This is a genomic window from Blastomonas sp. CCH9-A1, from assembly GCF_001557175.1.
Classification (GTDB): domain Bacteria; phylum Pseudomonadota; class Alphaproteobacteria; order Sphingomonadales; family Sphingomonadaceae; genus Blastomonas; species Blastomonas delafieldii_A.
Map to the genome: position 1 here is coordinate 1 of NZ_LSHM01000043.1, position 21,645 is coordinate 21,645.

19 protein-coding genes are annotated in these 21,645 nt (G+C 64.1%); 14 read left to right on the plus strand and 5 right to left on the minus strand.

The window, feature by feature from the left end; translation table 11 throughout:
• Positions 1-64 precede the first annotated feature (64 nt).
• The 3 genes from AX725_RS13180 to AX725_RS13190 all read right to left on the minus strand — a co-directional run bounded on the left by AX725_RS13180 (position 65) and on the right by AX725_RS13190 (position 4,761).
• A complete protein-coding gene (locus AX725_RS13180; protein WP_060978472.1) occupies positions 65-1,837 on the minus strand; it encodes a cation:proton antiporter domain-containing protein in 1,773 nt (590 codons plus the stop codon).
• A 61-nt stretch (positions 1,838-1,898) separates the two neighbouring features.
• Positions 1,899-3,533 (minus strand): bifunctional GNAT family N-acetyltransferase/carbon-nitrogen hydrolase family protein, encoded by a 1,635-nt coding sequence (locus AX725_RS13185; RefSeq protein ID WP_060978471.1) that lies wholly within the window; start codon positions 3,531-3,533, stop codon positions 1,899-1,901.
• A 7-nt stretch (positions 3,534-3,540) separates the two neighbouring features.
• Positions 3,541-4,761: an NADP-dependent isocitrate dehydrogenase gene (locus tag AX725_RS13190; protein ID WP_060978470.1), complete on the minus strand. Its 1,221-nt coding sequence runs from the start codon at positions 4,759-4,761 to the stop codon at positions 3,541-3,543.
• Positions 4,762-4,972: 211 nt separating this feature from the next.
• On the opposite strand from AX725_RS13190, the gene AX725_RS13195 reads away from it, so the two are divergent.
• Together AX725_RS13195 and AX725_RS13200 are read left to right on the plus strand one after the other, a co-directional pair.
• The gene (locus AX725_RS13195; protein WP_060978469.1) at positions 4,973-5,707 is read left to right on the plus strand and encodes a phosphatidylserine decarboxylase; all 735 of its coding nucleotides are present in this window, start codon (positions 4,973-4,975) and stop codon (positions 5,705-5,707) included.
• A gap of 49 nt (positions 5,708-5,756) precedes the next feature.
• Positions 5,757-6,578: a CDP-alcohol phosphatidyltransferase family protein gene (locus AX725_RS13200; RefSeq protein ID WP_082730772.1), complete on the plus strand. Its 822-nt coding sequence runs from the start codon at positions 5,757-5,759 to the stop codon at positions 6,576-6,578.
• On the opposite strand, the gene AX725_RS13205 is transcribed toward AX725_RS13200, so the two are convergent.
• Positions 6,547-6,822: a hypothetical protein gene (locus AX725_RS13205; RefSeq protein ID WP_060978468.1), complete on the minus strand. Its 276-nt coding sequence runs from the start codon at positions 6,820-6,822 to the stop codon at positions 6,547-6,549. The genes AX725_RS13200 and AX725_RS13205 overlap by 32 nt on opposite strands.
• A 346-nt stretch (positions 6,823-7,168) precedes the next feature.
• Between AX725_RS13205 and rpsB the strand changes: the two genes are divergently transcribed.
• The 12 genes from rpsB to rpmE all read left to right on the plus strand — a co-directional run bounded on the left by rpsB (position 7,169) and on the right by rpmE (position 18,679).
• Entirely contained in the window at positions 7,169-7,951 is a 783-nt protein-coding gene (gene rpsB, locus AX725_RS13210) for a 30S ribosomal protein S2 (protein WP_060978467.1), read from the plus strand.
• A 136-nt stretch (positions 7,952-8,087) separates the two neighbouring features.
• Positions 8,088-9,011 carry a translation elongation factor Ts gene (gene tsf, locus AX725_RS13215; RefSeq protein WP_060978466.1) on the plus strand — a complete coding sequence of 308 codons (924 nt, stop codon included), beginning with the start codon at positions 8,088-8,090 and terminating at the stop codon, positions 9,009-9,011.
• A gap of 191 nt (positions 9,012-9,202) precedes the next feature.
• A complete protein-coding gene (pyrH, locus tag AX725_RS13220) occupies positions 9,203-9,925 on the plus strand; it encodes a UMP kinase (protein WP_023836941.1) in 723 nt (240 codons plus the stop codon).
• Between the two features lie 4 nt (positions 9,926-9,929).
• Positions 9,930-10,487, plus strand: a complete 558-nt coding sequence (gene frr / locus AX725_RS13225) for a ribosome recycling factor (RefSeq protein WP_060978465.1) — start codon at positions 9,930-9,932, stop codon at positions 10,485-10,487.
• Positions 10,484-11,260, plus strand: a complete 777-nt coding sequence (locus AX725_RS13230; RefSeq protein WP_081097073.1) for an isoprenyl transferase — start codon at positions 10,484-10,486, stop codon at positions 11,258-11,260. The genes frr and AX725_RS13230 overlap by 4 nt, the downstream gene beginning before the upstream one ends.
• Positions 11,247-12,053 carry a phosphatidate cytidylyltransferase gene (locus AX725_RS13235; RefSeq protein ID WP_082730771.1) on the plus strand — a complete coding sequence of 269 codons (807 nt, stop codon included), beginning with the start codon at positions 11,247-11,249 and terminating at the stop codon, positions 12,051-12,053. Before AX725_RS13230 ends, AX725_RS13235 begins: the two co-directional genes overlap by 14 nt.
• Positions 12,054-12,060: 7 nt before the next feature.
• On the plus strand, positions 12,061-13,272 hold the full coding sequence (gene dxr, locus AX725_RS13240; RefSeq protein WP_060978464.1) for a 1-deoxy-D-xylulose-5-phosphate reductoisomerase: 1,212 nt from the start codon (positions 12,061-12,063) through the stop codon (positions 13,270-13,272).
• 3 nt (positions 13,273-13,275) lie between these two features.
• The gene (gene rseP / locus AX725_RS13245) at positions 13,276-14,388 is read left to right on the plus strand and encodes an RIP metalloprotease RseP (RefSeq protein WP_060978463.1); all 1,113 of its coding nucleotides are present in this window, start codon (positions 13,276-13,278) and stop codon (positions 14,386-14,388) included.
• Between the two features lie 116 nt (positions 14,389-14,504).
• On the plus strand, positions 14,505-17,189 hold the full coding sequence (gene bamA / locus AX725_RS13250; RefSeq protein WP_060978479.1) for an outer membrane protein assembly factor BamA: 2,685 nt from the start codon (positions 14,505-14,507) through the stop codon (positions 17,187-17,189).
• Entirely contained in the window at positions 17,189-17,869 is a 681-nt protein-coding gene (locus AX725_RS13255) for an OmpH family outer membrane protein (RefSeq protein ID WP_060978462.1), read from the plus strand. Before bamA ends, AX725_RS13255 begins: the two co-directional genes overlap by 1 nt.
• Positions 17,870-17,878: 9 nt before the next feature.
• The gene (gene fabZ, locus AX725_RS13260) at positions 17,879-18,337 is read left to right on the plus strand and encodes a 3-hydroxyacyl-ACP dehydratase FabZ (protein ID WP_060978461.1); all 459 of its coding nucleotides are present in this window, start codon (positions 17,879-17,881) and stop codon (positions 18,335-18,337) included.
• 111 nt (positions 18,338-18,448) lie between these two features.
• Positions 18,449-18,679, plus strand: a complete 231-nt coding sequence (gene rpmE, locus AX725_RS13265) for a 50S ribosomal protein L31 (RefSeq protein ID WP_060978460.1) — start codon at positions 18,449-18,451, stop codon at positions 18,677-18,679.
• A 298-nt stretch (positions 18,680-18,977) separates the two neighbouring features.
• Here the strand turns inward: rpmE and alaS are convergent, their stop codons facing one another.
• Positions 18,978-21,638, minus strand: a complete 2,661-nt coding sequence (alaS, locus tag AX725_RS13270; protein WP_066114802.1) for an alanine--tRNA ligase — start codon at positions 21,636-21,638, stop codon at positions 18,978-18,980.
• Between the last annotated feature and the right edge of the window lie 7 nt (positions 21,639-21,645).

A 21,645-nucleotide genomic window follows, 5' to 3' on the forward strand; every position in this document is an offset into this window, starting at 1 on the left:
CCACCACCCGCTGCGCGGGCGGTCCCCCTCCCCCAGCAAGCTGTGGGAGGATTTTGGGGAAGGCCTACCCCGCCGGCGCCTCACCCGATTTGAGCAGCGGCTGTTTCGACAGCTCGCCCTCCTGCATGATCTTGCGGCGCAGCTCGTCGCGCTTTTCGTGGATCGAGGCGATCACCGGGCCCATGGCGATACCGAGGTCCACCAGCAGCGCCTCGGAGAGTTGCAGCGAACTTTCCAGCGCCTCGGGCACCGCGAGCGTCGCCCCGGCGCGATAAAGCTCGGCAGCGTGATTGGCATCGCGCGCACGGGCGATGATCGTGAGGTCGGGCACCCAGCCAGCGACGCGGCGGACGATGCGCACCGCGAGCACCGGATCGTCCATCGTCAGGATCAGCGCCTTGGCATGGCCCAGCCGCAACCGGTCGAGCAATTCGGGCCGCGCGACATCGCCGAACAGGATCGGCACGCCCTTGCGCCGCGCGGCGGCGACGACATCCACATTGGATTCGATCGCGACATAGGGCTGGTTGTGCTTGGCGAGCATGTCCGAGACGATCTCGCCCACCCGGCCATAGCCGAACAGAACGACGCGCCCGGCGCCCGCCGATTCCTCGTCGGGCGCGGCGCTTTCGCTCGCGCGCATGTCGATGCGCGTCGCGATGACATGGCCGAGCTTGGCGAGCAGCGGCGTGATCGTCAGGCCGATCGCGGTGACGATCTGCCAGAATTGCGCGGTGCTCGACTGGATGAGCTGTGCCTGCACCGCGGCCGCGAGCACGATCAGCGTGGTCTCGGCGGGGCTCGCCATCAGCACGCCGGTCTCCGCCGCGACGCCACGCCGCGCGCCGACCAGCCGCAACAGCCCGCCGGTCACCACCGCCTTGATCAGGCAAACGCCGACCACCGCGATCGCCAGCGATTGCCAGTTGGCCGCGACCACCCGCAGATCAACCGACATGCCGACGGTGATCAGGAACACCCCAAGCGCCAGCCCCTTGAACGGCGCGGTGATGATCTCGACCTCGTCGCCATATTCGGTTTCCGCGATCATCACGCCCGCGATCAGCGCGCCGACGATCGGCGAGAGGCCCGCTGCCGCCGTCGCGACCGAGGCGGTAATGACGACGAGCAGGCACGCGGCGAGGAACAGCTCAGGGCTCTTGGTGCGCGCCGCCTGCGCGAACAGATAGGGCAGCAGATAGCGCCCCGCTAGCAGCATGATGACGATGGTCAGCCCGCCGAGCCACAGCGTCTGCACCAGCCCGTCCAGCCCCGCCGCCTCGGCGCGCGGCGCAAGCGCGCCGAGCGCGAAGATGATCGGCACAAGCGCCAGATCCTCGAAGATCAGCATGGCGAGCGCCGAACGCCCGACCGGCCCGGTCGTGCCGACCATCGGCAGCACCAGCGCGGTCGATGACAAAGCGAGCGCCATGCCGAGGCCTAGCGCGCCTGCAAGCGGCTGACCGATCAGGTTGAGCGCAAAGCCGATCACCAGCCCCGAGGCGAGAAGCTGTGCCGAACCCAGCCCGAACACCTGCACCCGCATCGCCCAGAGGCGCTTGAACGACAGCTCGAGCCCGATGGTGAACAGCAGCATGACGATGCCGAATTCGGCAAACGGATCGATCGCCTCGCGGTCGGTAATGGTGATGTGGTAAAGCCACGGGAACTGGTCGACGATCGAGCCGAGGCCCGATGGCCCCACCAGCATGCCGACCAGGATGAAACCGATGACAGGGTTGATTCGGAGCCGCGCAAAGGCCGGAATGACGATGCCGGCCGCCCCCAGGATCACCAGGGCATCGCTGAAGACCGGATTCTCAAAGGGCGTGTGCATGGATCAATTCATGGCGGATAAAGGACAGCATGTCAGCCATAAATCATTGTGATGCGAGCGATCAGCCGCCCCCACCGCCCTGCGGCCCTGCGGGGGCTGCCTGACGCGCGCGTTCGCGCTTCGCAGCGGCATTGCCGCGCCCAACGGCGCGGTCCCACTCGATATGGTAGAGGTCGTAGCGGCGATCACCCAGATTGCGCACCGTGCCTTCGTGTCTTGCCCAGCTGAGGTCGTCGAGATTGACGTCGCTGATCGTCAGCGTCTCGACATTCTCGCTCGCCTCCGCCGCGATACCATCGCGCGCAAACGGCAGGTCGCACGGCGTGAGGATGCAGCTCTGCGCATACTGGATGTCCATGTTCTCGACATCGGGCAGATTGCCGACATTGCCCGACATCACGACATAGCACTGGTTCTCGATCGCGCGCGCCTGGCAGCAATAGCGCACGCGCATATAGGCCTCGCGGCTGTCGGTGCAGAAAGGAACGAAGATGATCCGCGCGCCCTCATCCGCCAGACGCCGCGCCAGCTCGGGAAACTCGCTGTCATAACAGATGAGCACGCCGATCGGTCCGCAATCGGTCTGGATCGCGTCGATGCTGTCGCCGCCCTTGATCTTCCACCAGTACCGCTCGTTCGGTGTGGGGTGAATCTTTTCCTGCGCGTGGATCGATCCATCGCGCAAGGCGACGAGCGCGATATTCTGGATATCGCCGTCGTCGGCACGGGTCGGGTGCGATCCACCGATGATGTTGATATTATACTCCATCGCCATGCGCGTGAGCTCGTCGCGGATGCGCGGGGTGAACTCGCTCAGCGCCTCGATCGCTTCCTGCGGCCCCATCTTCTTCTTGGCGAAGGAGAGCAGCGACATGGTGAACATCTCGGGAAACAGTACGAAGTCCGCCCGGTAATCCGCTGCCACATCGACAAAATATTCGACGTTGCGGACGAATTCCTCGAAATTCGCCACTGCCCGCGCCTGAAACTGCACGGTCGCGAGGCGCACGCTTTCAACCCCGCGCGGGACGCGGTGCTTGGGCGGCTCGTCCGCGTTCACATAAGGGTTGCGCCACACCATATGCGCCGCATGACCGCGCGACTGGCGGTCCTCGGGCAGATAGCGCTTCAATATGCCGACGGGGGTAAAGCCGTTTGCGATCTGGAAACCGATGACCGGATCGCGCAGCTTGCCGTCGATCACCTTGGCGAGATAATCCTCGGGACTCTCGGCCTTCTTGGTGCGCTTGGCCCGGTCGTAGCCCGGGATGCGCCCGGCAAAGACGATGCCGTTGAGTTCGAGTTGCTCGGCCAGCGCCCGGCGCGCCTCATAAAGCCGTTTGCCGATACGTACCCCGCGCTGGGCAGGGTCGACGCACATTTCATAGCCGTACAGCCATTCGCCGGTGGGCACATGGCGGGTGCCGAAGCCGTTGCCGCTGATCTCTTCCCAATCGTGCGGACCAAAGGCCATCGCCTCGGTCACGCGCGACGAGGCGCAATAGCCGACAATCTCGCCGTCAAGAATGGCAACGAACTGGCCCTCAGGGAAATTGTTGATCTGGCCGCGCAGCTCGCCGAACTTGTACGGCGGCAGGCTGGGATAGGCCCGCTCGACCAGAGCCGATATTCCGGGAATATCGCCCCTGCGTGCCTGCCTGACTTCCAGCCGTGCCTTGCTGCTGCGCTGCGCCATCAACCCCTCATGCCCAGCTGCCCATTTCCTTTTCCAGATTGACCCGGATCGCCTCGAAGAACTGCTCGGTGGTCATCCAGGCCTGGTCGGGGCCGATCAGGATGGCGAGGTCCTTGGTCATCGATCCCTGCTCAACGGTTTCAATACAGACGCGTTCCAGCGTCTCGGCAAAGCGCACCACTTCCGGCGTCTCGTCGAAGCGGCCGCGATAGATGAGGCCGCGGGTCCAGGCGAAGATCGACGCGATCGGGTTGGTCGAGGTCGCCTTGCCCTGTTCGTGCATGCGATAGTGCCGCGTGACGGTACCGTGCGCGGCTTCGGCCTCGACGGTCTTGCCATCGGGGGTCATCAGCACCGAGGTCATGAGACCCAGCGAACCGAAGCCCTGCGCGACGGTGTCCGACTGCACGTCACCGTCATAGTTCTTGCACGCCCAGACGAACTTGCCCGACCATTTCAGCGCGGACGCGACCATGTCGTCGATCAGGCGGTGCTGATAGGTGATGCCGGCGGCCTCGAACTTGGTCTTGAATTCCTTCTCGTAAATCTCCTCGAAGATGTCCTTGAAGCGGCCATCATAGGCCTTCATGATCGTGTTCTTGGTCGAGAGGTACGTCGGCCAGCCGCGATCGAGGCCATAGTTCATCGATGCGCGTGCGAAATCGGCGATCGAGTCATCGAGATTGTACATCGCCATAGCAACGCCCGACGAGGGGAACTGGAACACTTCCTCGTCGATCGTGGTGCCGTCCTCGCCCTCGAACACCAGACGCAGCTTGCCGGGACCGGGAACGCGGAAATCGGTGGCCTTGTACTGGTCGCCGAACGCATGACGGCCGACGACGATCGGGTCGGTCCAGCCGGGCACCAGCCGCGGAATGTTCGAGATCACGATCGGCTCGCGGAACACGACGCCGCCCAGAATGTTGCGGATGGTGCCGTTGGGCGACTTCCACATCTTCTTTAGGTTGAACTCCTCGACGCGTGCCTCGTCGGGCGTGATGGTGGCGCACTTGACGCCGACGCCATGCTCGCGGATCGCGTTCGAGGCGTCGACGGTGATCTTGTCGTTGGTTTCGTCGCGCTTCTGGATCGACAGATCGTAATATTTCAGGTCGATGTCCAGATAGGGCAGGATCAGGCGTTCGCGGATCCACTCCCAGATGATGCGGGTCATTTCATCGCCGTCGATTTCGACGACGGGCTTGGCCACCTTGATCTTTGCCATGCGGATTTTGCGCCTTCTTGCTAGGGAGGAATCAGGAAATCTGGGACGCTCTTAGCAAAGTCGGGCGAGGTTTCAACCTTGCGGATCAGCGCAATCGCCGCACTTTCAGTATTGCAAATCACTAGCAAGTTTATGCCGCAGCGCAGCATTCACCGCATTGCGGGGCCATTGGCCGTTGTCACACCCGGCCAGTGTCCCTAAGAGGGCGGGCATGTCGCAAGAATTACTGGATAACCGGGGCAAGGGCCTGGCGAGCTGGAGCCTGCCCCCGGTCCATCCCGAAGGTCGCAAATTCGCCGTTATCGCAGCAGGCATCACGCTTATCTTCGCGCTGATGGCCTGGGAAACGCTGGCCTGGCCGATGGGCGGGCTCACCTTGTGGATCCTTGCCTTTTTCCGCGACCCCGCCCGGGTCACGCCGCTCGACGAGCGCTTTGTCGTCGCGCCGGCCGATGGTCTGGTGACGCTGATCCAGGAGGTCGCGCCGCCGATCGAGCTGGCCGACCATGACGGACTGGGGCCCGATCCGCTTTGGCGCGTATCGATTTTCATGAGCGTGTTCGATGTGCACATCAACCGCGCGCCGATCGGCGGTACCATCCGGCGCATCGTCTATATCTCGGGCAAGTTCCTCAATGCCGATCTCGACAAGGCGAGCGACGAGAACGAGCGCCAGCACATCATGGTCGAGCGGTCGGACGGTCTGCGCATCGGGTTCACCCAGATTGCAGGGCTGGTCGCCCGCCGTATCGTACCGTTCGTCAAGGAAGGCGATTTCGTCGCCGTCGGCCAGCGCGTCGGGCTGATCCGCTTCGGCAGCCGGGTCGATGTCTATCTGCCGCGCGGCACCGCGCCCAATGTTGTCAAGGGCCAGCGGATTGTCGCGGGTGAAACCGTGCTCGGCATTGTCGGTGACGCACCGGTGCGCGAAGGGATCGCGCATTGATGCAACACTCCGCTGCCCCGGCATCCGGTCCTTCAAGGAGCATGACGGCATGAGCGAGCGCGATCCGTTGGAGCGTCGCGGACGCCGTGGCCCGATCCGTTATCTGGCGGGACGCCGGTTTCGCCTGCGCGAAGGACTGACGCTGCGCGCGATGGTTCCCAACGCTATCACCGCCAGCGCCTTGTGCTGCGGGCTTACCGGCATCCGCTTCGCCTTGCAGGACCAATGGCCGCTGGCAGCAGGCGCTATCGTGCTGGCGGGCGTGCTCGACGGGATCGACGGACGCGTCGCGCGAATGCTCAAGGCGCAAAGCCGGTTCGGGGCCGAACTGGACTCGCTGGCGGATTCGATCGCGTTCGGTGTGTCGCCTGCCCTTGTCCTGTTTCTGTGGTCATTGAACGAGCTTCCGCGCTTCGGCTGGCTCATCGCGCTTACGCTAGCGGTATGCTGCGCGCTGCGGCTGGCGCGGTTCAACGCGCAGATCGATCTGGAGGATCAGCCGCACAAGTCCGCGGGCTATCTCACCGGCATTCCGGCCCCGGCCGGCGCCGGCCTGGCCATGCTGCCACTCTATTTGTGGATCGAGACCGGTGAGGACTTGTTCCGACACTATAGTGTCATCGGCCCATGGGTTCTGCTGATCGCATTTCTGATGATATCGAATGTCGCGACCTTCAGCTGGTCGTCGCTCAACGTGCGCAAGAACATTCGCCTCGAAGCGCTGGCGGTGTTTGCAATTACGGCAGCGTCGCTGCTCACCGTGCCGTTCATCACGTTGACGGCAATCTGCCTGATCTATCTGGCGCTGATCCCGTTCGGCATCGTATCCTACGCCAGGGTCAAGCGGCAGCGCGCCAATCCGGCTGGCTGACGCGGACGCTGCCGCGAACCGGCATCGCGATCACGTTGCGCGGGCTGTAATCGGGCGCGCGGTTCGGAACATAGGTCGCGACAGCACGCATCTGGCCCTGAGCAACCCGCCCCTGTCCTGCAGCGCGATAGGCGGCGAACAGCGCATCGAAGCGCTCTGCCGATCCTGCGAACGACTGGGCAATGACCAGCACGGCCCCAATTGCGGCGGCGGCGAAGAACAGGGCAATGGCTACAGCAAACATAACGCTACATCCTGACTTGCGTCCGCCGGATTGGAGCCCGGTGGAACATTGTGGATAACTCAGTGGACAGGCATTGGTTCCATATCGGGACGATCCGGAGCCCTTGACCCTCTTTGTATGTGTTTTGTTCCACTTCTGTTTCGGCCCGTCAACCGGAAAATTCGGTTCGTCGCACATTTTGAGGCTGGATTTCGTGCGCCAGTTCGCCTAAGGGGCCGCTCGCACGTGGCGCTGTGCCGCATGCAATCCACATGGAAGACACACATACCGGTGCCCCGGCCACCCTTTGAGGGTCAGGCCCACAAGGTTCCCGTCTTCCAGAGGCACAACCGGAAAGGAAATCCCTATGGCGGCACCTGTCGTCACCATGCAGCAATTGATCGAAGCCGGCGCGCATTTCGGCCACCAGACCCACCGCTGGAACCCGCGCATGAAGCCGTATATCTTCGGCGCACGCAATGGCATCCACATCCTCGACCTGTCGCAGACCGTGCCGCTGTTCGCACGCGCGCTCGAATTCGTCTCGGCCACCGTTCAGGCGGGCGGCAAGGTGCTGTTCGTCGGCACCAAGCGCCAGGCCCAGGCCCCGATCGCCGAAGCGGCCCGCGCCAGCGGCCAGCATTTCGTCAACCACCGCTGGCTGGGCGGTATGCTCACCAACTGGAAGACCATCTCGGGCTCGATCAAGCGCCTCAAGATGCTCGAAGAGCAGCTCGCTGGCGACACCTCGGGCTTTACCAAGAAGGAAGTGCTGCAGCTCACCCGCGAGCGCGACAAGCTGGAACTGTCGCTCGGCGGCATCCGCGACATGGGCGGTATTCCCGACGTGATGTTCGTGATCGACGCGAACAAGGAAGACCTGGCCATCAAGGAAGCCAATGTTCTCGGCATCCCGGTGATCGCGATCCTCGATTCGAACGTCGATCCGCAGGGCATCGCCTTCCCGGTTCCCGCCAATGACGACGCCGCGCGCGCCGTGCGCCTGTATTGCGACGCCGTCGCCGCTGCTGCCACCAAGGGCCGCACCGGTGCTGCCGTCGCGTCGGGCGCGGACGTCGGCGAAATGGCCGAACCGCCGGCAGAAGCCGCGCTGGAAGACGCCGCTGCAGATGCCGGCGACGCTGCCTAATCGGATTGGCTGATCGAGCCGGGCGGGGTCCAGCCCTGCCCTGCTTGCACAAAACTGACACATGCAGGGGCTACGGGCCGGGCATTGGCCCGCACCCGTGGCCCCTGCGTCCATATTCAAAACAAGGAACACGAACATGGCTGTTGTAACCGCTGCTACTGTCAAGGAACTGCGCGAGCGCACCGGCGCTGGCATGATGGACGCCAAGAAGGCGCTGACCGAAGCGAATGGCGATATCGAGGCCGCCGTCGACGCGCTGCGCGCCAAGGGCCTGGCCACCGCGCAGAAGAAGTCGAGCCGCACCGCCGCCGAAGGTCTGGTCGGCATCGAAGTTTCGGGTCTCAAGGGCGTCGCCGTCGAAGTGAACAGCGAGACCGACTTCGTCGCCAAGAACGACCAGTTCCAGGATTTCGTCCGCAAGGTGACCTCGGTCGCCCTGACCACCGGGGACGATGTCGAGGCGCTCAAGTCGGCTGAATATCCCGATGGCGGCAGCGTCGGCGACAAGCTGACCAGCTCGATCGCCACGATCGGCGAAAACCAGTCGATCCGCCGCATCAAGACCGTCTCGGTCGATCAGGGCGTTGTCGTGTCGTACATGCACAATGCCGTCGCGCCGAACCTTGGCAAGATCGGCGTGCTCGTCGCGCTCGAAGGCGATGTCGCTGCCGACGTGCTCGAGCCGCTGGGCAAGCAGATCGGCATGCACATTGCCGCTGCCTTCCCGCTGGCGCTGAACGCCGACGGCCTCGATGCCGAACTGATCGCGCGCGAACGCAAGATCGCCGAGGAAAAGGCGGCGGAAAGCGGCAAGCCCGCCGAAGTGCAGGCCAAGATGGTCGATGGCGCGATCGCCAAGTTCGCCAAGGAAAACGCGCTGCTCAGCCAGCTGTTCGTGATCGACAACAAGACCCCGATCGCCGACGTGGTGGCCAAGGCTGCCAAGGACGCAGGCGGCAAGATCGTGCTCAAGGACTATGTCCGCTTCCAGCTCGGCGAAGGCATCGAAAAGGAAGAAACTGATTTCGCGGCGGAAGTCGCGGCGGCTGCAGGCCTCTAAGCCTTTAGCCTTTCAGCAAAAAGACGGCGGGTGGCCCCTGGGGCTGCCCGCTGTTTTTGCGTCCGCGACGCTCGATCGATCGCGTGACGTCAAACTGTGCAGGAACGTGCTTGGCAGTGCCGGATGCACTGACTATGGTGCGCGCCACTCGGCCAGAAGCGCCGCATTTCATTCCAGATACCGGAACATTCATGACCATCGCATCCTACCGCCGCATCCTCCTGAAGCTGTCGGGGGAAGCCCTGATGGGCGACGGCCAGTATGGCATCGATCCCGCCACCGTCGCACGCATGGCCGCAGAGGTGAAGGCGGCCAAGGATACCGGGCTCGAAATCTGCCTGGTCATCGGCGGCGGCAACATCTTCCGCGGCATGGCAGGCGCTGCCAAGGGCATGGACCGTGCGCAGGCCGATTATATGGGCATGCTCGCCACGGTGATGAACGCGCTCGCTATGCAGAGCGCGCTCGAGCAGATGGGCGTCCCCACCCGCGTGCAATCCGCGATCGAGATGGACAAGGTGTGTGAGCCGGTGATCCGCCGCCGCGCCCAGCGCCATCTCGAAAAGGGCCGCGTGGTCATCTTCGCCGCGGGCGTCGGCGCGCCCTATTTCACCACCGATTCCGGCGCGGCACTGCGCGCGGCCGAAATGAAATGCGATGCGCTACTGAAAGGAACCAGCGTCGACGGCGTGTACAATGCCGATCCCAAGCTTGATCCCACCGCCGTGCGTTACGAAACATTGAGTTATGACCGGGTGTTGCAGGACAATCTCAAGGTCATGGACGCCAGCGCCGTGGCGCTCTGCCGCGACAATTCCATTCCCATCGTGGTGTTCTCGATCCGCGAACAGGGCAATCTCGCCCGCGTTCTGAGCGGCGAAGGCACCGCGACAACCGTACATCAGAAGGACTGAACCAGTGGCACAGTTTGACAAGAAGGATCTCGAGCGCCGGATGAACGGCGCGGTCGAATCGCTGAAGGGCGACCTTTCGGGCCTGCGCACCGGACGCGCCAACACCACGCTGCTCGATCCGGTGACGGTCGAAGTCTATGGCGCGCACATGCCGTTGACCCAGATCGCCACCGTCTCCGCGCCCGAGCCGCGCATGCTGTCGGTGCAGGTCTGGGACAAGTCGAATGTCGGCCCGGCGGACAAGGCGATCCGTTCGGCAGGCCTTGGCCTCAATCCGATCGTCGATGGCCAGACGCTGCGCCTGCCGATCCCCGACCTCACCGAAGAACGCCGCAAGGAGCTCGCGAAGCTCGCCGGCCAATATGCCGAAAAGGCGCGCGTCGCGATCCGCAACGTCCGCCGCGACGGCATGGATTCGCTCAAGACCGACGAGAAGAAGGGCGTGATCAGCGAGGACGAGCGCAAGCGCTTCGAGACCGAGGTGCAGAAGCTGACCGACGACATGATCGCCCAGGCCGATGCCGCCGCGACGCAGAAAGAAAAAGAAATTCTGGGCCAGTGATCTTTCGGCCCGGCCCCAAGCTGTCCAAGGCAGAGGCGCATTCCGCAGCGCCTGCACATGCGGGGCTGGCACCTGCCTGCGGGTTGCGCCACGCCGCCATCATCATGGACGGCAACGGCCGATGGGCCGCGCGGCGCAACCTGCCCCGCTTTGTCGGCCACAAACAGGGCGTCGAGGCCGTACGCACAACCGTGCGGGCGGCCCGCGACATGGGGCTCGAGGCGCTGACGCTCTACGCCTTCTCGTCGGAAAACTGGAAGCGTCCGGAGGACGAGGTTTCGGACCTGATGGGGCTGCTCAGGCATTTCATCCGCGCCGATGTCGACGAGTTCATCGCCAACAACGTGCGGCTCAAGATCATCGGCAATTATCGCGTGCTCGCGCCCGATCTGGTCGAAATGATCGACGATGTCGTGCAGCGCACCGCGCATAACAGCGGCACGACGCTCGTCATCGCGCTCAATTATGGTGCGCAGGACGAGCTCGTGCGTGCCGCGCGTGCGCTTGCCGCTGCGGCTGCGCGCGGTGAGGTCAACGCAGACGCAATCGAGGCGGCGCATATCGATGCGATGCTTGATACCAGCGACCTGCCCCCGCTCGACCTGCTGATCCGCACCTCGGGCGAGCAGCGGCTGAGCAACTTCCTGCTCTGGCAGGCGGCCTATGCCGAGCTCTATTTCACCGACACGCTCTGGCCCGATTTCGACGGGAATTCGCTCGCCGAGGCATTCCAGTCCTATGCCACCCGCGAAAGGCGCTTTGGTGGCCGCTGAACCGGTGAAGCGGTCCCTGTTCGGCCAGGATCTCGCGATCCGCACGGTTTCGGGCGTAGTGCTGGTGGCGATCGCCGGGACCGCGCTGTGGCTGGGCGGCATTGCCTTCTGGCTTCTGCTGATGGCAGGTGCGCTGGCGATGCAGCACGAATGGGCCGGGCTGGTCGGGCGGATGGAGCGCCGGCGTCTGTCGATGCTGGCGCTGATGGCGCCCTTGTCGATGCTTTCACCCTTTGCTGATGGCCCGGGCTTTCTGTCGCTTGGCTTCATCATCGGCGGCGCTTTCTTCATCGCGACGATCGATCGCGGCTTCCGGCTCGCCTGGGGCGTGCTCTATTGCGCGCTGCCGGTCATGGCGCTGCTCTATCTGCGTCAGCAGGACAATGGCCTGCTGCTCGCCTTCTGGACGATGGCGACGGTCTGGGCGACCGATATCGGCGCGTATTTCGCCGGGCGCGGCATCGGCGGGCCCAAGATCGCCCCGTCGATCAGCCCCAGCAAGACCTGGGCGGGACTGGCGGGCGGCATGACGGCAGCGCTGCTGTTCGCGATGCTGCTGCGCGAGCATTTCGATCTGCCCTATATCCTGGTGCTGGCGAGCGCACCGCTCGCCATCGTTGCGCAAATGGGCGATTTTCTGGAGAGCTGGATGAAGCGCCAGGCGGGCGTCAAGGATTCGGGCACGCTGATCCCCGGACATGGCGGCATTCTCGACCGCGTCGACGGACTTGTCCCGGTTGCACCGATCGTTGCAACTCTGGTTGCAGCCAACGCATTTTGGGCGCTAGGATAAGCATTCCATGTCGCGCCCCGAAACGCTCTCTCCCGGCCTGATCGTGCCGCCGCCGTCCGCTGAGCCGCGCTCGATCAGCATCTTCGGCGCAACCGGATCGGTGGGCACCTCGACGCTCGATCTCATCCGCCTCAACCCTTCGGCCTATCGCATCGTCGCGCTGACCGCGAACAGCGATGCGGAGGGCCTCGCGAAGCTCGCGCGCGAATTCTCCGCCGAGGTCGCGGTGATCGGCGATCCGGCGCAGCATCAGGCGCTGGCCGATGCGCTTCAGGGCAGCGCCACCCAGGCCTGGTCGGGCCCTCAGGCTTTGCTCGACGCGGCCGATCTCGATGCCGACTGGACCATGGCCGCGATTGTCGGCTGTGCGGGCCTCGCGCCAATCATGCGCAGCCTGCTGCGCGGACGCAGCGTCGCGCTCGCCAACAAGGAGGCTTTGGTCTCGTCGGGCGCGCTGATGATCGAGGCGGCGCGCAGCTCGGGCGCGACCCTGCTCCCGGTCGATTCCGAACATAACGCGATCTTCCAGTGCCTTGCGGGCGCCTCCTATGATCAGGTACAAAGCATCACGCTGACCGCGAGCGGCGGCCCGTTCCGCAGCTGGACGCTCGACCAGATGCGCGCCGCGGGCCCGGCCCAGGCGGTCGCGCACCCCAATTGGTCGATGGGCGCAAAAATCTCGGTCGACAGCGCTACCATGTTCAACAAGGGGCTCGAACTGATCGAGGCCTATCACCTCTTCCCGGTCGGGCTCGATGCCATACGCATCCTCGTCCACCCGCAATCGGTCATCCATTCGATGGTCGAATATCGCGACCGTTCGACGCTGGCACAATTGGGCGCGCCCGACATGCGCATCCCGATCGCCTCGGCGCTCGCCTGGCCCGACCGGATCGCCACCGATTGCGCGCCGCTGGACCTTGCGACCATCGGCCAGCTGACCTTCGAACCGCTGGACGACGAACGCTTTCCCGGCCCCGGCATCTGCCGCCAGGCGATTGCCGCCGGCGGCGGCGCCCCCGCCATCCTCAATGCGGCAAACGAAATCGCGGTGGCCGCGTTTCTGAAGGAAGAGATCGGATTCCTCGATATTGCCGCAATTGTGTCGGAGGTTCTGGCAGGCTATAGCCCGCAAGACCCGCAAAGCCTGCAGGATGTGCTGGCGATAGATCGAGAAGCGCGCGAGCATGCTGCCGCCGCGGTGCGAACCAGGAACTGACCCTTGAACGAAAATCCCGGCTTGTTGCTGACCGTCTTCGCCTTTCTGCTCGTGCTCGGACCTTTGGTCTTCGTCCACGAGATGGGCCATTATCTGGTCGGACGCTGGTTCGGAGTGAAGGCGGAATCCTTCTCGATCGGCTTCGGTCGCGAGATCGCCGGTTGGACCGACAAGCGAGGCACCCGCTGGAAGCTGGGCATGCTGCCGCTCGGCGGCTATGTCCAATTCGCAGGCGATATGGACCCATCCAGCCGCGCCGACCCCAATTGGGTCGCGCTTCCCGCCGAAGAGCGCAACCGCACCTTCCAGTCCAAGACCCTGTGGCAGCGCGCGCTGATCGTGTTTGCAGGCCCCGCGATCAACTTCCTCTTCGCCATCCTGATCCTTGCCGGTTTCGCCTTCGCTTACGGCAAGAGCGTAACGCCGCCGGTGGTCGCGGGCGTGCTACCCGGTTCAGCGGCGGCAGAAGCTGGTCTACTGCCCGGCGACCGCATCGTGTCGGTCGATGGCGAACGGATCGAGTGGTTCGACGAACTGGGTCGCCGCATTGCGCACCGGCCCGATGAACGCATCACCCTGCGCGCCGAGCGCGCCGGGCAGGTCCGCGAATTCGATTTCAAGATCGGAACCGAGATTCAGAAGGACCGGTTCGGAAACGAATATCGCATTGGCCGCCTCGGCATCATGTCGGCCAAGCCCGTCATGCGCCCCGTCTCGCTGGTCGAGGCTCCGATCGTCGCCGTCGAGCGAACCGGCGATATCGTGCGGCTCATGGTCGCCACCTTGGGCCAGGTCATCACCGGCCGCCGCTCGGTTTCGGAACTCGGCGGACCGCTGAAAATCGCGCAGGTTTCGGGCGAGCAGCTCTCGGCGGGGCTCGACGATTTCATCTTCTTCATCGCGCTGATCTCAATTAATTTGGGGTTCATCAACCTGCTGCCAATTCCCATGCTCGATGGCGGTCATCTGCTATTCTATGCGATCGAGGGAATCCGGCGCAAACCGGTCAACCCCAAGGTCATGGAATGGGCTTTCCGTTCGGGCCTGGCAGCCGTGCTGGCCCTGATGGTGTTCGTGACCGTCAACGATCTGGCATCGTTCGGCCTGCTCGGCTGAAAGACGGGTTGATTGATTGCAGCGGATGATGCAGGGGATTGCGCACCGGGGCGGGTTATCGGACGGCAATGCAGGGACCGTCCGGTGTTTTTTGGCTTAGGGTGGGTCTTTTTTTCGTGAAATCTGAACAGAAAATCGCCATCGGCGCGCGTGCCCTCGGCCTGTTGCTGAGTTCCACCGTTCTGGCGGGAACTGCAAGCGCCGCCTTCGCCCAGGCTGCAGGGCCGGCAGCCCCTCCCGCACCGCCACAGGCGTCGGCTCCCGCTGCCGTGGTGCCGCCTGCAGGCCAGCAAATCCGCTCGATCACCGTGAACGGATCGCAGCGCATCGAGGCCGATACCGTGCGTTCGTACATCCAGCTGCGCGTCGGGGATGTCTACACCCAGGTCGCGGCCGACCAGGCACTGCGCGACCTGTTCGAAACCGAATTGTTCGCCGATGTCGCTATCCGCAACAATGACGGCGCGGTGGTCATAGACGTCAAGGAAAACCCGGTCATCAACCGCGTGATCCTGGAAGGCAACAAGCGCATCAAGGAAGACAAGATCCTTCCCGAAATCCGCCTTGCGCCGCGCCAGATCTTCACCCGCACCAAGGTGCGCGCCGACGTCGCGCGCATAATCGAACTCTACAAGCGCCAGGGCCGCTTTGCCGCCACAGTCGAGCCGAAGATGGTGCAGCAGGACCAGAACCGCGTCGACGTGGTCTTCGAGATCAACGAAGGTCCGCGCTCCAAGGTTCGCCAGATCAACATTCTGGGCAACGAGAAATTCTCCGACGGCGAACTGCGCGGCGAGATGGCGACCAAGCAGTCGCGCTTCTACCGCTTTTTCAGCTCGGGCGATTCCTACGATCCCGACAAGCTGGCCTATGACCAGCAGAAGCTGCGCCAGTTCTATCTGACCCAGGGCTATGCCGATTTCCGCGTCATTTCTGCCGTGGCCGAGCTGACCCCCGACAAGCGCGACTTCATCATCACCTATGTCGTCGAGGAAGGCGATCGCTACAAGTTCGGCGATGTCGGCGTCGACAGCCAGATTCGCGACTTTTCCGAAGATGGCCTCAAGGCCCAGCTGCCGATGAAGACCGGCGACTGGTACAATGCCAAGCTGGTCGAGGACACTGTCGAGCAGCTCAGCGAAACCGCAGGCCTGTTCGGTTATGCGTTTGCGGACGTGCGGCCCAATTTCAACCGCAACCGCGAAACGCTCACCATGGACATCACGTTCGAGCTGGCGGAATCGGCGCGCGTCTATGTCGAGCGGATCGACATCAACGGCAACACGCTGACCCAGGACAAGATCGTCCGGCGCGAGTTCCGCCTGAACGAGGGCGACGCGTTCAACAGCTTCCTGGTCAAGCGCTCGGAAAACCGCATCAACTCGCTCGGCTATTTCCAGGAAAAGTTCGAGATCGAGCAGAAGCAGGGCAGCGCGCCCGATCGCATCATCCTCGAAGCCAATGTCGAGGAAAAGGCGACCGGCGAGCTTCAGCTCTCCGCCGGTTTCTCGTCGATTGAGAATTTCATCCTCCAGGCCTCGATCCGCCAGCGCAACTTCCGCGGCAAGGGCCAGACCGTCGGCCTGAGCATCAACTACTCGCAGTTCTCGCAAGGCATCAACCTGAGCTTCACCGAACCCTATGTGTTCGACAAGAACATCTCGTTCGGTGCGGATATCTTCCGCCGCGATCTCAACAGCTTCAACTTCGTCGGCAATTCGCGCAACACCACGTTCGAACAGCTGACCACCGGCGCATCGTTCCGCCTTGGCGTGCCGCTGACCGAATATGTCTCGGCGCTGCTGCGCTACTCGCTGACGGTCGACGACGTCACGCTCGACCGTACCCAGTTCTTCTCCGACCTTGACGGAAACGGCACGCTGGAATGCGACCCGGTCCGCGCAGGCTTCTTCCTGTGCGACAACCTGGGACAGCGCACGACCTCGCTGATCGGCTATTCGCTGATCTATGACAATCGCGACAACCGCATCCGTCCCACGCGCGGCCAGAACGTGACGCTGTCGCAGGACTTTGCCGGCCTTGGCGGTGCGGTGAGTTATCTGCGCACGCGCCTCAACGCGTCCAAGCACTGGCGCATCGGCCGCAGCGGGTTCATCTTCACCATCGCGGCAGAAGGTGGCCATATCATCGCCTTCGAGGACCGCGGTACGCCGGCTCAGGGGATTGACGATATTCGCCTGACCGACCGCTTCTTCCTGGGCCAGCCGCAGATCCGCGGTTTCGATATCCGCGGCGTCGGCCCGCGCGTGATCCGCACCGGCTTCACGCCCGAGATCGTCAACGGCGCGATCGTCAACACACCCGTCACCGGTCGCCGCAACCGCGTCGATGACGCGCTTGGCGGTCGTTATTACTATCTCGCCCGTGCCGAGCTCGACATCCCGCTGGGCAGCGGCGCTCGCGAGCTTGGCCTGCGTCCGTCGGTCTTCGTCGATGCCGGTGCCGTCTTCGGCGTGGTGCGGCCGCTGCTGCAGACTCCGCAGAACCGCGACGCAAACGGCAATCTGCAATATCTGGAGATCGGAACCGATCAGCAGGGCAATCAGGTGATCAACACCGTGACCAATGCGACCAATGCCGCCGGTCAGCCCAACACGCCGAGCCTTGCCTTTACCGAACAGTTCTTCGGCGATTCGCCCAAGCCGCGCGTCACCGTCGGCTTTGGCGTCAACTGGAACTCGCCCTTCGGCCCGTTCCGCATCGATATTGCCCGCGCCCTGCTCAAGGAGCCTGGCGACGACACCCGTCTATTCACATTCAACGTAGGGACCCAGTTCTGATGAAACTTCTTCTCAAATGCACCGCCGCAGCCCTGATGGCTGCCGGCACCCTGGCTTCGGGCGCGATCGCTCCTGTTGCGGCACAGACCGTGGCTGGCATCGCCGTGGCCGATCAGCGCCGCGCCGTGGTCGAATCCTCGGCCTTCGTCAATGCCAACACCGCGCGTCCGACGACCTACAAGGCGCAGTATGACGCCGCCCAGGCCAAGTCGAACCAGATCCGCCAGCAGCTCGAACCGTTGGTGAACAAGTTCAACACCGATGTCCAGGCCCCCAACGCGCAGCAGAACCAGGCCGCGCTGCAGCAGCAGCTGGGCCAGATCCAGCAGCTGCGCGAGCAGGGTTCGCAGGAAGTGCAGGAAATCCTGCAGCCGGTCGCGCTGTCGGAAGCCTATGTGCTCGAACAGATCAGCGACAAGTTCGACCAGGCGGTCCGTCAGGCGATGACCAAGCGCAAGGTCAGCATCGTGCTCGAAGCCGGCGCGACGCTCGCCCGCGCCGATGGCTATGACATCACCAAGGACATCACCGCCGAGCTGAACGCGCTGATCCCGACCGCTCAGCTGGTTCCGCCGCAGGGCTGGCTGCCGCGTCAGCAGCGCGAGCAGCAGGCTGCGCAGCAGGCCGCTCAGGGTCAGCAGCAGGCAGCCCCGGCCGCACAGCAGCCTGAAGGCCGGTAAGCTCTGGTCATGACCGAGGGCGAGCTGAACTACGACATTGCCAAGGTGATGGCGGCGCTTCCGCACCGCTACCCCATGCTGCTCGTTGACCGCGTGGCGCGGCTGGACATCGACCAGTCGATCCATGCGATCAAGGCGGTCAGCATGAACGAGCCGTTCTTTCAGGGCCACTTCCCTGCCCGCCCGATCATGCCCGGCGTCCTTATCGTCGAGGCGCTGGCGCAGGCGGCGGGTATATTGGCGGTCGAATCGCTCGGCCTGGCAGGCTCGGGCAAGCTCGTCTATTTCATGGCGATCGATGGCGCCAAGTTCCGCGTTCCGGTCGAACCCGGCGTGCTGCTCGACCTGCATGCCGAGTTCGAGCAGAAGCGCGCCAAGGTGTGCAAGTTCAAGGCACGCGCGGAAATGAACGGCAAGCTGGCCTGCGAGGTCGGCTTTACCGCGATGATTGCCGACCCGCCCGCCTGATCCGGCGGCGCTTGTAAATCCCTTGCTTTTGGCGGCGCGCAGCGTTATGCGCGCCGCTTCCCATTCATCCTGCGGGCTGGTCGGAACCAGCCATATTCAAGGACAACGACGATGAAGAACGATATCCATCCCGATTACCACATGATCAATGTGAAGATGACCGACGGCACCGTGTACCAGACCCGCTCGACCTGGGGCAAGGAAGGCGACACGCTGCAGCTGGATATCGACCCGACTTCGCACCCGGCCTGGACCGGTGGCAACCAGCGCCTGATGGACTCGGGTGGCCAGGTCGCCCGTTTCAACAAGCGCTTTGGCGGCATCTCGCTCAAGAAGGGCTGAGAACCGCCCCTCGCATGAGGGACGCTATCAAAAAGGGCTGCAAACCATATGGTTTCGCAGCCCTTTTTTATGCTTGGCGTTCCAGTGGCCAGCCCCTGTGCCGGTCCCCTGCGAAGGCAGGGGCCCATCTCCAGAGCTGTCAGGCTATCATCACCGGCCCGGCGTGCAGCGGATCGTCCACCAAAACCAATGACCATCCGCGCGGAAGGCAAGTGAAGGTGATGGGCCCCTGCCTTCGCAGGGGACCCGTTTGCTGGAATCCCATGAATGCCCCCCGCCTTCGCAGGGGATCTCTCAATCAAGCAGGCGCGGCTGCGTTCTCGATCAGAGCGCGCGCTGCTGCCACAGCCGCTTCCGCCTTGCTGGCATCAGGACCACCGCCCTGCGCCATGTCCGGACGGCCGCCGCCGCCCTTGCCGCCCAGCGCCTCGACGCCTGCGCGCACCAGATCGACCGCGCTGAAGCGACCGGTCAGATCGTCGGTGACGGCAGCCGCAAAGGCCGCGCGACCGTCATTGGTCGCAACCATCACCGCGATGCCCGATCCAAGCGCCGACTTGGCCTGATCGAGCAGCCCTCGCAGTTCCTTGGGGTCGAGCCCGTCGATCACCTGCGCCTGGAAGCTGACGCCGCCGATGCTCTCCACCGCCGGTCCAGCCTTGCCCGCACCTCCGCCCAGCGCCAGCGCCTTGCGGGCTTCGGCGAGTTCCCGTTCGAGCGCGCGGCGTTCCTCGACCAGCGATGCGATGCGCGCCTCGACCTCGTCGGGCGACGTCTTGACCAGGGCGGCGATCGCCTTGACCCGTTCGTCGCGCGCCACCAGCCACTGCCGCGCGCCCTCGCCGGTCAGCGCCTCGATCCGGCGGACGCCGCTCGACACAGCGCTCTCGCTGACGATGCGGAAGATGCCGATATCGCCCAATGCGCGGACATGCGTGCCGCCGCACAATTCTACCGAATAATGCTTGTCGGTCGCGCGGCCCATCGAGAGCACGCGGACTTCCTCGCCATATTTCTCGCCGAACAGCGCGAGCGCGCCCGCTTGGACGGCATCATCGGGGCTCATCAGCCGCGTCGTCACCGCCTCGTTGGCGCGGATCTCCGCGTTCACCTCGGCCTCGATCGCAGCGATTTCGGCTTCACTCAGCGCCTTGGGGTGTGAGAAGTCGAAGCGCAGACGGTCGGGAGCAACCAGCGAACCCTTTTGCGTGACATGGCCGCCGAGATGATTGCGCAAGGCCGCGTGCAGCAGATGCGTCGCGCTGTGGTTGGCGCGCAGCGCGTCACGGCGCTCGACATCGACCGCGAGATGCACGGTGTCGCCGACCTTGATGCTGCCAGTTTCGATCCGCGCCTGATGCGCGTGCAGGCGACCGAGCGGCTTGGAGGTATCGTCGACCACAGCTTTGAGCCCGCCCAGCGACGTGATCGCGCCGGCATCGCCCATCTGGCCGCCGCTTTCGCCATAGAAAGGCGTCTGATTGACGAGGATGGTGACGCTATCGCCCGCAGAGGCGCTGTCGATCTCGGTACCGTCGCGGACGAGCGCGACGACCTCGGCCTCGCCTTCAGTCGCGGTATAGCCGGTGAATTCGGTGCCGCCTGCGCGTTCGGCGATGTCGTACCAGATCTCGGCCGATGCCGCCTCGCCCGAGCCCTTCCAGGCCGCGCGCGCCGCAGCCTTTTGCGCGGCCATCGCGGTGTCAAAGCCTGCGCGATCGACGCTGAGGCCGCGGCTGCGCAGCGCATCCTCGGTCAGGTCATAGGGGAAGCCATAGGTGTCGTAGAGCCGGAACGCGGTCTCGCCCGAAAGCACCGCGCCTTCGGCGAGGTCAGCCGTCGCCTCGTCGAGCAGCCTCAGCCCCTTGTCGAGCGTCTGGCGGAAACGGGTTTCCTCGCGCTCGAGCGTCTCCTCGATCAGCGGCTGCGCGCGGACGAGTTCGGGGAACGCCTGGCCCATTTCGGCGACCAGGGTCGGCACCAGCCGGTGCATCAGCGGGTCCGCCGCGCCCAATATATGCGCATGGCGCATCGCGCGGCGCATGATCCGGCGCAGCACATAGCCGCGCCCTTCATTGGCGGGGAGAACGCCATCGGCGATCAGGAACGAGGTGGCGCGCAGGTGATCGGCGATGACGCGGTGGCTGGCCTGATTGCCGCCGGTGGTCGCCGTGCCGGTCGCCTGGCCCGAGGCGGCGATCAGCGCCTTGAACAGGTCGATATCGTAATTGTCGTGCACGCCTTGCATGACGGCCGCGATGCGCTCGATGCCCATGCCGGTGTCGATCGACGGACGCGGCAGGTTGGTGCGGCTGCCATCGGCATGCTGTTCATATTGCATGAACACCAGGTTCCAGATCTCGATGAACCGGTCGCCGTCCTCGTCAGGCGATCCCGGCGGGCCACCGAAAATATGGTCGCCATGGTCGTAGAAGATCTCGCTGCACGGACCGCAGGGCCCGGTGTCGCCCATCGACCAGAAATTGTCCGAGGTGGCGATGCGGATGATGCGCTCGTCGGGAAGACCCGCGATCTTCTTCCACAGCCCGAAGGCCTCGTCATCGGTGTGATAGACGGTGACGGTCAGCCTGTCGGCGGCGAGGCCCCAGGTCTTGTTGACCAGCGTCCACGCGTGGTGGATCGCCTCTTCCTTGAAATAGTCGCCGAACGAGAAATTGCCGAGCATCTCGAAGAACGTGTGATGTCGCGCGGTATAGCCGACATTGTCGAGATCATTGTGCTTGCCACCGGCGCGCACGCATTTCTGCGACGAAGTGGCACGCGCATTGGCGCGGGATTCGAGCCCGGTGAACACGTTCTTGAACGGCACCATGCCGGCGTTGACGAACATCAGCGTCGGGTCGTTGTGCGGAACCAGCGGCGCGGAAGGCACGATGTCATGGCCGTTGCCCCCGAAATAGTCGAGGAACGAACGCCGGATGTCATTTGTCGATGTCATGGCTGCG